We start from the raw sequence: 13,087 nt of genomic DNA, 5'->3' as shown, positions 1-13,087 counted from the left end.
TCGACTGAAAGACCGGGAGCCCCGGGCCGACGCCCGGGGCTCCACCCTTTCAGGGTGATTTCTTATTCCGAGATCATCCCGGCGCCGGACTCGCCGCCCTCCTCGACCCGGAGAGGGCCGCCGGCTTGGGCCTCGACCACCGCCGCGGCGGTGATGTTGACGATGCCGCGGGCCGTCACGGACGGCGTGAGGATGTGGGCGGGCTTCGACGGCCCGATCAGGAGCGGACCCACCGGCAGCGCGTCGGACAGGACCTTCGCGAATTGGAAGGCGATGTTGGCCGCGTCGAGATTCGGGAAGATGAGGACGTTGGCCGCCCCCTTGAGCCGCGAGCCCGGCAGCACCCGGTCGCGCACCAATTCCGACATCGCGGAATCGGCCTGCATCTCGCCGTCGACCTGGATATCCGGTGCGCGCTTCTCGATCAGCCCGAGGGCATGGCGCATCTTCCGGGCCGAGGCGGAATCCGACTGGCCGAAATCGGAGTGGCTGAGGAGCGCGATCTTCGGCGTCAGCCCGAAGCGCGTCACGTGGTTCGCGCAGGCGATCGCCACCTCGCAGATCTCCTCCGCGGTCGGGTCGTGCCGGACATGGGTGTCGGCGAGGACGTAGGCCCCCTTCTTCGTGACGATCAGGCTCATCGCGGCGCACTCGGTCACGCCGGGATTGAGCCCGATGATGTCGCGGATCGCCCGCAGCCGCGTCTCGAACCGGCCCTCCAGGCCGCAGATCAGCGCGTCCGCCTCGCCGCGATGGACCGCGATCGCGCCGATCACCGTCGTGTTGGTGCGCACCACCGTGCGCGCGGCGTCCGGGGTGATGCCGCGGCGGCCGGCCACGTCGAGGTAGGTCTGCACGTATTTGCGGTAGCGCGGATCGTCCTCTGGATCGATCAGCTCGAAATCCTCACCGAGGCGCAGGGACAATCCGAAGCGCTTGAGGCGGGTCTCGATCACCCGCGGGCGGCCGACGAGAATCGGCTTGGCGACCCCATCCTCGACGATGGCCTGGACGGCGCGCAGTACCCGCTCGTCCTCGCCCTCGGCGTAGATGACCCGCTTCGGGTCCTCCTTCGCCTTCGAGAAGAGCGGCTTCATGATGAAGCCGGAGCGGTGCACGAACCGGTCGAGGGATTCGGCATAGGCCTGGATGTTGGCCACCGGCCGCCCGGCGACCCCCGAATCCATCGCCGCCTTCGCCACGGCCGGGGCGATGCGCAGGATCAGGCGCGGGTCGAACGGGCTCGGGATCAGAGAGCGGGGGCCGAAGGGCCGGGCTTCGCCGCCATAGGCGCGGGCCACGACGTCGGAGGGCGTCTCGCGGGCGAGCGCCGCGATCGCCTTCACGGCAGCCTTCTTCATCTCCTCGTTGATCGAGGTGGCACCGACGTCCAGCGCCCCTCGGAAGATGTAGGGGAAGCACAGGACGTTGTTGACTTGGTTCGGGAAGTCGGACCGCCCGGTGCAGATCATCGCATCGGGGCGCTTCTCCTGCGCGAGGTCCGGCATGATCTCGGGGTAGGGGTTGGCGAGCGCCATGATGAGCGGGTTCTCCGCCATCGATTCCAGGTATTCGGGCTTGAGGACGCCGCCCGCCGAGAGGCCGATGAAGACGTCCGTTCCCGCGATGACGTCGGCGAGCGTGCGCGCCTCGGTCTCCTGGGCGTAGACCTCCTTCCAGCGGTCCATCAGCTCGGTGCGGCCCTTGAAGACCACGCCCTTGATGTCGGTGACGGTGATGTTCTCGCGCTTGGCGCCGAGCGACACGAGGAGGTTGAGGCAGGCGATCGCCGCCGCGCCGGCGCCGGAGGTCACAATGCGGGCGTCCGCCAGTTGCTTGCCGGCGAGTTCGAGCCCGTTGAGCACGGCCGCCGCCACGATGATCGCGGTGCCGTGCTGGTCGTCGTGGAAGACCGGGATGTTCATCCGCGCCCGGCAGCGCTCCTCCACCTCGAAGCACTCGGGCGCCTTGATGTCCTCAAGGTTGATGCCGCCGAAGGTCGGCTCCAGCGCGCAGACCACGTCGACGAGCTTGTCGACATCGTGCTCGTCGACCTCGATATCGAACACGTCGATACCGGCGAACTTCTTGAACAAGACGGCCTTGCCCTCCATCACGGGCTTCGAGGCGAGCGGTCCGATATCGCCGAGGCCGAGCACGGCGGTGCCGTTCGAGAGCACGGCGACGAGGTTCTGGCGGATGGTCAGGGTCGCCGCTTCCTGCGGGTCGTCGTGGATCGCCATGCAGGCGGCGGCGACGCCGGGAGAATAGGCGAGGGCGAGGTCGCGCTGGTTGCCCAGCGGCTTGGTGGCCTGGATCTCGAGCTTCCCGGGACGGGGCAGACGGTGATAGACGAGCGCCCCGGATTTGAGATCCTCGGACATGTTGTCGGCCATGGCCCTCTCTCCCTGCTCGCCGCGTCTCGGCACGGTGCCTGCCCGCGCCGGGACGGGGCGCGCCGCTTGAAGGTTCTGTTGCACCGCTTGCGGAATGCGCGCAACCCGCACAACGAGACCCGCATCCACCTGCGCCGTCTCGTCCGGAAGCACGGTTTCTCCATCGGCGCCTATTCTTACGGGAGGCCCCGGGTGCGCTTCGCGAAGTCGGGGCGGCACCTGACGATCGGGCGCTATTGTTCCATCGCGGATGATGCCGAGATCCTGCTCGGCGGCGGCCACCGGACGGAGTGGATCTCCACCTATCCGTTCGCGGCGATGACGGCCCTCTGGCCGGACGTCGAGGCCCCTCAGGACTACCAAGTTTCCCGTGGCGACGTGGTGATCGGGCACGATGTCTGGCTGGGTTCCGGATGCCTGATCCTGCCCGGGGTCACGATCGGGCATGGGGCGGTGATCGGGGCGCGCGCCGTCGTCAGCCGCGACGTGCCGCCCTACGCGATCGTCGTCGGCAACCCGAGCCGGATCGCGCGCCATCGCTTCGATCCGGAGACGGTCGAGGCCCTGCTCGCCTGCGCGTGGTGGGACCTCCCGCCGGAGCGCGTCGCCTCCCTCGTCCCGCTGCTGCAATCGCCCCGGGCGGACGCGCTCATCGCGGCTCTCGGCGCCGTTGCAGGGCGGCCCTGAATCCCGTAGGCGCTGAAATCCGACGCAGACGAGACCAGCCCTATGTCCGACGCCACGCCCGACACGCCTCCGGACCGCCTCGCGGTCAATCCGAACAGCCCCTTCTACGACGAGAAGGCGCTGGAGCGCGGCGTCGGGGTGCGCTTCAAGGGCGTCGAGAAGACCAACGTCGAGGAATATTGCGTCAGCGAGGGGTGGGTGCGCCTCAGCGCCGGAAAGACCCTCGACCGCGCCGGCAACCCGATGACCGTGAAGCTCAAGGGAGCGGTCGAGCCCTATTTCCGCGACGGCTCGGCCGAGGGCTGATCCGCTCGCCTGCGCCGCTCGGCGTCGAAGTCCCGCATCGCGGCCGCGACGAGGGCCTCAACCTGGGCGGGCGTCCGCGGCTCGCGGATCACGAGGCTCGTCAGGATATCCCGGCGGCGGGCGCGTTGCAGCGCCGTGCGGGCGTGGTTCGATACCCGCACCAGCCACGCCTCTCCCGCGCGGGCGAGATAGAGGGTGTCGCCACGCTCGTTCCCGGCGCGCATCACGAAACCGTGCCCGCACAGGAGGCGCACGGCGAGGTTCCGCGCCGCGGAAGGGGGCAGCGCGGTCACGGGAGCCGCGCGGCCATCGACCTGCTCATCCGGCCAAGCCCTCCTTCGCGAGCGCGGTCTCGCCGCGCATGGCCGCGAGGGCGCCCGCGGCCGAGCCGGCATAGCGCTCGCACGATGCGCGGCGAAGCGCGATGCGCGACAGGGCGAGCTTCGCGCCGTTGACCGCGACGGTGCGCGGGCTCGGGTCCGGCAGCCCGTACTTGCGGCTGACATAGGCCCGCGACCAGGATTGGTGCCAGCGGGTGCGGAACACGCGGCCGGGTTCGGGAGCGGAGGAGCGGCCCCGTCCGTGGCTCGCCACGGCGGCATCGACGTGCACGAGTGCGCGGCCCGTATCCGCGACCCGGCGGCAGAGGTCGTCATCCTCGTAGAACAGGAAGATGTTCTCGTCGAAGCCGCCGAGGCCAAGGAAGAATTCGCGCTCTGCCATCAGGCAGGCCCCTGAGAGGAAGGGCGCGCAGACGTTGCCCTCCGGCAGGGCGAGGCGCCCCTTCGGGTTCGGCAGGTAGGGCGAGAGCAGCGAGCGGGGCTGGAAGAAGACGCGGCCGTCCGGCTCCACGAGGCGGGGGGCGAGGAGCCCGGCGTCCGGATAGGCGTCGGCGGCGCGCAGCAACGCGTCGGCCGCGCCGGGCTGAAGGACGAGATCCGGATTGAGGATGAGGATGCGCGCTGCATGCTCCGCTGCCTGCGCACCGATGTTGTTCGCACGGCCGAAGCCCTCGTTGCGCCTGTTGCGGATGACCAGGGCACCGGCGGCTTCCGCGATCCTCCCCGAGTCATCGCGGCTCGCATTGTCGACGACGATCGCCGGGACGTGCTCGGCGGCGAGCGCGGCGAGGCAGTCCGGAAGGGCGTGGGCGCTGTCGTGGGCGACGACGATCGCGACGAGGCTCGGCACGGTCACTCCCGGAGGCTTCCCGGATGGACGGTCCGGCTCGGCCCCAGCCGCCTTGATCCCTAGCGCAGCCCGAGCTGCGACGTGTCGATCAGGCGGTCGTTGACGAAGGTCAGGTTCAGATTGGCGCCGTAGCTTCCCCGCCCCATCCAGCTATAGGTCGACCGGCGCAGCGTGCCGACCTTCAGAGCAGTCTCCCGCCGCCCGCCGCAGCCGAGCCGCGCGCTGGCCTCGGCGTAACTGAAACCGGGCTTGAGCGCCCGATACTCGCCGAGCGTCGGGCGACAGGATTTCGGCTGGGCCGCCCCCGCCGGTGCCGGAAGGACGAGCACTGCGGCTGCGAGGAGGGCGAGGGGGCGGGCAGACGGCACGTGAGGCGGCATCGCGCAGACCCGGCGACCGGAGGCAGCCGGACGCGATCGCCCGGCTGCCTCCGAGATATCCGCGGTTCCGGCTACGGGCAGAGGCTCAGCCCTTCTTCTCGGGCAGGTTCAGGCGAATGTGAAGCTCGCGCAGCTGTTTCGGCGTCGCCTCCGAGGGGGCGCCCATCATCAGGTCCTCCGCGCGCTGGTTCATGGGGAAGAGCACCACCTCGCGGATGTTGGGCTCGTTGCACAGGAGCATGACGATACGGTCGACGCCCGGCGCGATGCCGCCGTGGGGCGGGGCGCCGAGGCGCAGCGCATTCAGCATGCCGCCGAACTTCGCCTCCAGCACATCGCGCCCGTAGCCGGCCAGCCCGAACGCCTTCTCCATGATCTCGGGCTTGTGATTCCGGATCGCGCCCGAGGACAGCTCGGTGCCGTTGCAGACGATGTCGTACTGGAACGCCTTGATGCCGAGGATCGTCGCCTCGTCCTCCGCCCCGAGCTTCAGGAAGGCGTCATGGTCGAAGTTCGGCATCGAGAACGGGTTGTGCGAGAAGTCGATGCGCTTCTCCTCCTCGTTCCACTCGTACATCGGGAAATCGGTGATCCAGCAGAAGGCGTACTGATCCCTGTCCGAGAGGTTCAGCTCGTCGCCGATGCGGATGCGGGCCTTGCCGGCGAGCGCGGCCGCCTTCGGCTCAGGGCCGGCGGAGAAGAACACGGCGTCGCCCGCCTTCGCGCCGGCCTTCACGGCGATGCGCGCCTGGATCTCGGCGGGGATGAACTTGGCGATCGGGCCCTTGCCGGAGAGCTGGCCGGCCTCCTCCTCGAACACGATGTAGCCGAGCCCGGGCGCGCCTTCCGAGCGGGCCCAGTCGTTCAGCTTGTCGAAGAAGGAGCGGGGCTGGCCCGTGGCACCCGTCGCGGGGATGGCGCGCACCACGCCGCCCGACTTGATGACGCCCTTGAACGCCTTGAACTCGACCGAATCCTCGCCGAACTCGTCGGTGACGTCGGCGATGATCAGCGGGTTGCGCAGATCCGGCTTGTCGACGCCGTACTTCATCATGGCGTCGGCGTAGGTGATGCGCGGGAATTCCGCCGTCACGCGCTTGCCCTCGGCGAACTCCTCGAAAACCCCTCGCAGCACCGGCTCGACCGCCTGGAACACGTCCTCCTGCGTGACGAAGCTCATCTCGATGTCGAGCTGGTAGAACTCGCCGGGGCTGCGGTCGGCGCGCGCATCCTCGTCGCGGAAGCAGGGCGCGATCTGGAAATAGCGGTCGAAGCCCGCGATCATCGTGAGCTGCTTGAACTGCTGCGGCGCCTGCGGCAGCGCGTAGAACTTGCCCGGGTGGACGCGGGAGGGCACGAGGTAATCGCGGGCCCCTTCCGGCGACGAGGCCGTCAGGATCGGGGTCTGGAACTCGAAGAACCCGCCCTCGCGCATCCGGCGGCGGAGCGAATCGACGATCGCGCCGCGCTTCATGATGTTGGCGTGGAGCTTGTCGCGCCGAAGATCGAGGAAGCGGTACTTGAGCCGCGTCTCCTCCGGATATTCCTGGTCGCCGAAGACGGGGAGCGGCAGCTCGGCGGCGGCGCCCAGCACTTCGAGATCGTCGATGTAGACCTCGACCGCGCCGGTGGGCAGCTCAGCGTTCTCGGTGCCCGCGGGCCGCGTGCGCACGCGCCCGTCGATGCGGATCACCCACTCGGAGCGCACGCTCTCGGCGGCCTTGAACGCCTTGGAATCGGAATCCACCACGCATTGCGTCAGGCCGTAATGGTCGCGCAGATCGATGAAGAGCACGCCACCGTGGTCGCGGATGCGGTGGCACCAGCCGGACAGGCGGACGGTCCCGCCGACGTCGGACGGGCGGAGCTGCCCACAGGTATGGGTACGATAACGGTGCATGGCGGACTTCTTCGGGTGGGAGGCCGGCACCATTCACGCGGGGGGAGGGAAGTCAAGCGGAAGGCTCCGCGAAGCCGGAAGACCCGCGCCATGCGTACGGGCCAGCCCTTCCGATTCGCACCCGGCGATCCCATATAAGTCCCATGAACATGCACGCTTTTTTCGCCTCCGCGGCTGCCCCGGGCGGGCAGGCCGACGAGGCCTTTCCGGAGGCGCGGCCCGAGCCTCGTCCGGCCGAGCGGCAGGAAGGCGCGTGGCGCGTCCTGCCGCTCGAAGGAAGCTTCGAGCTCGTCTACGAGGATGGGAACGGCGCGTGGAGCGCGCGCCGGCTGGAGGCGCGCGAGCTGAAGCTCGGCCCCGGCCGGACGCTCATCGGCGGCATCGACCGCGGGCGCGGCGGCTATCGCGGTTTCCGGGTCGACCGGATCCGTCGGCTGACCGACGGGGCGACCGGGCAGCGCGTCGAGGCCGGCATCCTCGACCTGCTCCTCGCTCGGGCCGAGGCGCAGCGCCGGGAGCGGTCTGCGGCGATGCGACGCCTGAAGAGCCGCCCGGGGCGTCAGGCGGCCTGACGGACGCGCTTGAAATTGCGGGGACTTCGCGCGCGCCGCGCCTCCCTTTCCCGACAAACCTTCGATATAGCCGGGCCATGGACCTGATCGCCACCACGTCGGCGCTCGCCGACGCCTGCACCCGCCTGGCCGCACAGCCCTTCGTGACCGTCGACACGGAGTTCATGCGCGAGACCACGTACTATCCGAAGCTCTGCCTGATCCAGATGGCGGGGCCGGACGGCACGGCGGTGCTCGTCGACCCGCTGGCGCCCAAGATCGACCTGAAGCCCTTCGTCGACCTGATGGCCGACGAGGGCGTGGTGAAGGTGTTCCACTCGGCCCGGCAGGATCTCGAGATCATCTGGATGCTGGGCGAGATCCTGCCGCACCCGTTCTTCGACACGCAGGTCGCGGCCATGGTCTGCGGCTACGGCGACTCGGTCTCCTACGAGCAGCTCGTCAACGACGTGGCCAAGGCCAAGATCGATAAGTCGTCCCGCTTCACCGACTGGTCCCGGCGGCCGCTCTCGGACGCTCAGCTCGCCTACGCCCTATCCGACGTGACGCATCTCGTGAAGATCTACGAGGTGCTGGCGGGGCAGCTCGTCGAGACCGACCGTGGCGCGTGGCTCGACGAGGAGATGGGCGTGCTCACCTCGCCCGAGACCTACCGGGCCGACCCTGCCCAGGCCTGGCGCCGGCTCTCCGGGCGGATGCGCAAGCCCCGCGAGATCGCGGTGCTGATGGAGGTTGCCGCCTGGCGCGAGCGCGAGGCGCAGACCCGCAACGTCCCGCGGGGACGGATCCTCAAGGACGAGGCGGTCATCGACGTCGCCACGTCCGCCCCCCGCAGCGTCGAGGCGCTGAGCCGCCTGCGCTCGATCCCCGCCGGCTTCGAACGCTCGCGCACGGGCGCCGAGATCCTCGCCGCGGTCGAGCGGGGTTTCGCCCGCGACACCGGCGAGATCGCCATGCCCGAGCGCAGCCGCGGGCGCGGCGGCGGCGGCAATGGTGCCCTCGTCGAGTTGCTCAAGGTGCTGCTCAAGGCCGTCTGCGAGGCGGAAGGCGTGGCCCCGAAGATCATCGCGACCGTCGACGATTTGGAGGCACTCGCGGACGACGACGAGGCCGACGTGCCGGTCCTGCACGGCTGGCGTCGCGGGCTGTTCGGCGAGAAGGCCCTCGCCCTGAAGAGCGGGCGCCTCGCCCTCTCGATCGAGCGAGGGCGCGTGGTCGTTCGCGACGTGGGATGATCTCGCTCATTCTTGAGGATCATTCGGGCCTTCGGGACCGGTGACCGGTTGCGGTGCCGGGATTAATCGGCAAGTTGATTGCCGGAACGTCCCGCACCTCTCCCGCGTATCCCGGCCCGATGTACGAACCGAACGAAGTCCTGCAGACGCTGACGGGACGCGGCCACGTCTCTGCCGTGGGCTGCGAACCCGTCCGGGTGCGCTACAGGGTGGTGATCGAGCGCCGCCAGGGCAGCATCGTCGCCCACGGCACCCTGGTCGGCAGCCCCGTCGGATTGCGCCCGATCTGGCTGGAGCCGGATTCCGTGCTGCGCCTCAAGAACGGCCGGCGCATCGACATCGCGCTGACCGACCTCGTGGGCGACGTCGCGGAGTTCGAGAGCACGGGGCTGCTGAGCGGCCTCTGAGCGTCCGAGGGAAGGGCGCGGCACGTCGAGCGGCTCACGCGGGGTGCAGCCCCGCTGAATCTTGACCTTCACCCGCGATCGGGTCTCTACCTCGGCGCGGAAGATTGTATTCAATCTGAACCCGACAGGCGCGCCGGGGACGGTGCGAGGAGCCGCGATGGGCAAGCCCATATCCCTTTCCGTGAACGGCCGCGCCGTCACCGTCTCTCCCGACGATCCGGATACCCCTCTCCTCTACGTGCTTCGCAACGAGCTGGAGCTGCGTGGTCCGCGCTTCGGCTGCGGCCTCGGCCAGTGCGGCGCCTGCACGGTTCACGTCGACGGACAGGCTGTCCGCTCCTGCACGACTCCGCTCTCGGCGCTGCAGCCGGGGCAGAAGGTCGTGACGCTTGAGGGTCTCGCGACGAGCGGCACGCCGCATCCGCTGCAGGCGGCCTTCGTGGAAGAGCAGGCGGCCCAGTGCGGCTACTGCATCAACGGCATGATCATGCAATCGGCCGCGCTGCTGGCGCAGAACCCGAAGCCGAGCCGGGCCGAGATCCTGCAGGCACTCGCCGGCAATCTCTGCCGCTGCGGTACGCATCTGAGAATCGTGCGCGCGGTCGAGCGCGCCTCGGCGAGCCTGTAGGGGAGGGGACGATGGTCGCGATGAACCTCTCCCGCCGCGCGCTCCTAAAGGGCAGCGCCCTCGTCGTCGGCTTCGCCCTGAGCGGTCAGGGCCCGGCGCACGCCGCCTCGGCGACCGCGCCCTCCAAGCCCGTCTCGCCGGAGGAGGTCGACGCCTTCCTGGCGCTCAGCCGCGACGGCTTCGCCACCATCTATTCCGGCAAGGTCGATCTCGGCACGGGCGTGCGGACGGCCCTGATCCAGATGGCGGCCGAGGAGCTCGACCTGCCCCTCGACCACGTCACCCTCGTCCAGGGGGACACGGCGCTCACCCCCGACCAAGGTCCCACCTACGGCAGCCTGTCGATCCAGAACGGCGGCATGCAGATCCGCCTCGCCTGCGCCACCGCGCGCCGCCAGATCCTGACGCTCGCCGCCGAGCGCCTCGGCCGCAAGCGCGAGGACCTCGAGACCGAGGCCGGGATCGTGCGTCCGAAGGGAGGCGGAGAGGGCGTCGCCTACGGCGAGCTCCTGAAGGACGGACGCTTCTCCCTCAAGGTCGACAAGGAGGCCGCGCCGAAGGACCCGGGGAGCTACACCCTGGTCGGCCGGTCCGTGCAGCGCCTCGACATCCCGGAGAAGATCGCCGGACGCTTCGCCTACATGCAGGATTTCCGGCTCCCCGGCATGCTGCACGGGCGCGTGGTGCGCCCGCCGGCGATCGGGGCGCAGCTCCAGAGCGTCGACGAGACCTCGGTACGCGACGTGCCGGGCCTGATCCGGATCGTGCGCGAGGGCAACTTCCTCGGTATCGTCGCCCGCACCGAGTGGGCGGCGATCAAGGCCGCGCGCCAGGTCCAGGCGCGCTGGTCGGAAGCCGAGGAACTGCCCGACCAGGCTCGCCTCTGGGAGCACGTCCGCGGCACCCGAATCGTCAAGGACGACGTCACCATGAATGTCGGCGACGCCGTCGGTTCTCTTCCGGGCGAGGGCAGGATACTCAAGGCGACCTACGACTTCGCCATCCAAACGCACGGCTCGATCGGCCCCTCCTGCGCGGTGGCGATGCTGAGCGAGGGCAAGCTCAGCGTCTGGACGGCGTCGCAGATGACGCACGCCCTCCGCAAGCAGCTCGCCGCGATGATGGGCCTGCCCCTCGACGACGTGCGCTGCATCTACATCGAGGGCTCGGGCTGCTACGGGCGAAACGGGCACGAGGACGCGGCGGGCGATGCGGCGCTGCTCGCCCGCGCAGTCGGCCATCCGGTGCGGGTGCAATGGTCGCGGGCCGACGAGCATGGCTGGGACCCGAAGGGGCCGCCGACCCTGATCGATCTCTCCGCCCGCCTGGACGGGGAGGGGAACGTCGCGGCCTGGGCCTCCGAGTTCTTCATCCCCGACGGCGCGGCCGGCAACGTGCCGCTCGTGGCCGCGAGCCTCGCGGGCCTGCCGCACGAGACGAACAACGCGCCCGGGAACATCATCCACAATTCCGGGGTGCCGTACGCCTTCCCCAATGTGCGCACGGTCTGCCACCGGCTCGCCGAGACGCCGCTGCGTCCCTCCTGGATCCGGACGCCGGGGCGGATGCAGAACACCTTCGCCAACGAATCCTTCCTGGACGAACTCGCCGCCGCCGCAGGCGTCGACCCGCTGGAATTCCGGCTGCGCAGCCTGAGCGACGAGCGCGGGATCACGGTGCTGCGACGGGCCGCGGCCCTCGCGAACTGGGACAGCCGGCCCTCGCCGCGCCAGCAGGAGGGCGAGATCCTGCGCGGGCGCGGCCTCTCCTACGTGAAGTACGAACTCTACCGGACCTACGTGGCGGCCGTCGCCGAGGTGGAGGTCGAGCGCCGGACCGGCGCCATCCGGGTCACCCGGTTCTGCGTGGCGCAGGATTGCGGCCAGATCATCAACCCGGACGGGGTGCGCAACCAGATCGAGGGCAACATCATCCAGACGGTCAGCCGCACGCTCAAGGAGGAGGTCACCTTCGACCGCTCCCGCGTGACGAGCCTCGACTGGGAGAGCTACCCGATCCTCACCTTCCCCGAGGTGCCGGAGATCGCGATCGACCTGATCGACCGGCCGCGCGACAAGCCGTGGGGTGCCGGCGAACCCTCGGCCGCCATCGTCTCCTCCGCGATCTCGAACGCCGTGTTCGATGCGAGCGGCGCGCGCCTGCGCTCAGCGCCGTTCACGCCCGACAAGGTGAAGGCCGGCCTCCAGCGCACCTGACGCGCTGAGTCGCGCCGAAACCGCTCTCACGAGGTACTGAGGCGACGGCTCGCGGTCCGCTCCTCCACAGGTCCTTGGGAGAATGGGCTCGGTTCGAGCGCGCGACGTGTCTGCGCCGTCTCGCCGCAGAGGGCCGCCAAACGCCCCGGTCGCGACCGTCCGACGCGATTGGCGGGCCTCTGCGGGTCCCGAACGCAAGCTTGGGCATTTTGCAATGCATTCTTTGCCGAACTCTCCTGAACGCGGCCGGTGCCTCCGCGGCGGGCACGCCTCCCTCGCACCGAGCATGGCGGTGTCGCTTTCGCGTCTCGTCCATGCAGCATCGTCATGAGCCGAGGCTGGGGAACTGAAAAGTAACTTTGTAGGGCAAGACTTTTGTTTTGCACTGCAACAATTCGTATTGCAGAGCGATAGACGATCGATCCCCCGCGCGCGGGTCACTAGGACTTGAACGGGACCCGTTTTTGGAGCCCGCAAGCGAGTTGACGGCGGCCAAATTTTTCTTAGAGTTCGTTCAAGCTTCGGTTTCGAGGAGGTCGCCAAAGGGATGGTGGCTTCTGGCTCGGTGGCCTTGCGGCCCCCGACTCAACTGCCCGCTATCGGAGCTTTGATCCCTGTCGCAAACAACAGGTCAGGTCCTCCTTCGTAATCAGAAAGATTGCGCGCGGGGATTTAAGATCTGTCGGAGGAATCCATGAGAGCGGTCCATCTTCTCGCACTCGGTGCTGGCATGGCGGCTGCGGCCCCGGCCATCGCCAACGAAAACCTCATCAAAGAAATCAACAATCCTGCTCAGCAGGTGCTTCAGACGGTTGACTACGCCAACACCCGTTACTCGAAGCTCGACCAGATCAACGCCGGCAACGTCAAGAACCTCCAGGTCGCCTGGACCTTCTCGACCGGCGTGCTGCGCGGCCACGAGGGCTCCCCGCTCGTCGTCGGCAACATGATGTACGTGCACACCCCCTTCCCCAACCTCGTCTACGCGCTCGACCTCGACCACGACGCCAAGATCGTCTGGAAGTACGAGCCCAAGCAGGACCCGTCCGTGATCCCGGTCATGTGCTGCGACACGGTCAACCGTGGCCTGGCCTATGCCGACGGCGCCATCCTGCTGCACCAGGCCGACACCACCCTCGTCTCGCTCGATGCCAAGTCGGGCAAGGTGA

At 69.1% G+C, this 13,087-nt stretch carries 12 protein-coding genes and 1 pseudogene; 8 read left to right on the top strand and 5 right to left on the bottom strand.

Annotated elements, in window-relative coordinates:
* Positions 1 to 62: 62 nt before the first annotated feature.
* Positions 63 to 2,396, bottom strand: a complete 2,334-nt coding sequence (locus E1J50_RS10425) for an NADP-dependent malic enzyme (protein WP_132253195.1) — start codon at positions 2,394 to 2,396, stop codon at positions 63 to 65.
* Between the two features lie 78 nt (positions 2,397 to 2,474).
* Here E1J50_RS10425 and E1J50_RS10420 point away from each other — a divergent pair, with 78 nt between their 5' ends.
* Together E1J50_RS10420 and E1J50_RS10415 are read left to right on the top strand one after the other, a co-directional pair.
* Positions 2,475 to 3,083: a CatB-related O-acetyltransferase gene (locus E1J50_RS10420; protein WP_132253274.1), complete on the top strand. Its 609-nt coding sequence runs from the start codon at positions 2,475 to 2,477 to the stop codon at positions 3,081 to 3,083.
* A 42-nt stretch (positions 3,084 to 3,125) separates the two neighbouring features.
* Complete coding sequence (locus tag E1J50_RS10415) at positions 3,126 to 3,389, top strand: DUF3297 family protein (RefSeq protein ID WP_132253193.1); 264 nt, start codon at positions 3,126 to 3,128, stop codon at positions 3,387 to 3,389.
* Here E1J50_RS10415 and E1J50_RS10410 read toward each other — a convergent pair.
* From E1J50_RS10410 to aspS, 4 genes are all read right to left on the bottom strand, one after another.
* A complete protein-coding gene (locus E1J50_RS10410) occupies positions 3,359 to 3,682 on the bottom strand; it encodes a hypothetical protein (RefSeq protein ID WP_132253191.1) in 324 nt (107 codons plus the stop codon). The genes E1J50_RS10415 and E1J50_RS10410 overlap by 31 nt on opposite strands.
* A gap of 25 nt (positions 3,683 to 3,707) precedes the next feature.
* Entirely contained in the window at positions 3,708 to 4,580 is an 873-nt protein-coding gene (locus E1J50_RS10405; RefSeq protein WP_132253189.1) for a glycosyltransferase, read from the bottom strand.
* A gap of 59 nt (positions 4,581 to 4,639) precedes the next feature.
* Entirely contained in the window at positions 4,640 to 4,948 is a 309-nt protein-coding gene (locus tag E1J50_RS10400) for a hypothetical protein (RefSeq protein WP_132253187.1), read from the bottom strand.
* Between the two features lie 97 nt (positions 4,949 to 5,045).
* Entirely contained in the window at positions 5,046 to 6,860 is a 1,815-nt protein-coding gene (gene aspS / locus E1J50_RS10395) for an aspartate--tRNA ligase (protein WP_132253185.1), read from the bottom strand.
* A gap of 143 nt (positions 6,861 to 7,003) precedes the next feature.
* Here aspS and E1J50_RS10390 point away from each other — a divergent pair, with 143 nt between their 5' ends.
* From E1J50_RS10390 to E1J50_RS10365, 6 genes and pseudogenes are all read left to right on the top strand, one after another.
* Complete coding sequence (locus tag E1J50_RS10390; RefSeq protein ID WP_132253183.1) at positions 7,004 to 7,432, top strand: hypothetical protein; 429 nt, start codon at positions 7,004 to 7,006, stop codon at positions 7,430 to 7,432.
* A gap of 77 nt (positions 7,433 to 7,509) precedes the next feature.
* Complete coding sequence (gene rnd / locus E1J50_RS10385; RefSeq protein ID WP_132253181.1) at positions 7,510 to 8,667, top strand: ribonuclease D; 1,158 nt, start codon at positions 7,510 to 7,512, stop codon at positions 8,665 to 8,667.
* A gap of 119 nt (positions 8,668 to 8,786) precedes the next feature.
* Positions 8,787 to 9,074, top strand: a complete 288-nt coding sequence (locus E1J50_RS10380; RefSeq protein WP_132253179.1) for a hypothetical protein — start codon at positions 8,787 to 8,789, stop codon at positions 9,072 to 9,074.
* A 157-nt stretch (positions 9,075 to 9,231) separates the two neighbouring features.
* Complete coding sequence (locus E1J50_RS10375; protein ID WP_132253177.1) at positions 9,232 to 9,702, top strand: (2Fe-2S)-binding protein; 471 nt, start codon at positions 9,232 to 9,234, stop codon at positions 9,700 to 9,702.
* 11 nt (positions 9,703 to 9,713) lie between these two features.
* The gene (locus E1J50_RS10370) at positions 9,714 to 11,918 is read left to right on the top strand and encodes a xanthine dehydrogenase family protein molybdopterin-binding subunit (protein WP_132253175.1); all 2,205 of its coding nucleotides are present in this window, start codon (positions 9,714 to 9,716) and stop codon (positions 11,916 to 11,918) included.
* A 694-nt stretch (positions 11,919 to 12,612) separates the two neighbouring features.
* Positions 12,613 to 13,087: pseudogene (locus E1J50_RS10365) on the top strand (PQQ-dependent dehydrogenase, methanol/ethanol family); the annotation flags it as partial.

This window comes from Methylobacterium segetis (assembly GCF_004348265.1).
Lineage (GTDB): Bacteria > Pseudomonadota > Alphaproteobacteria > Rhizobiales > Beijerinckiaceae > Methylobacterium > Methylobacterium segetis.
This window is presented reverse-complemented; position numbering and strand designations above follow the sequence as displayed.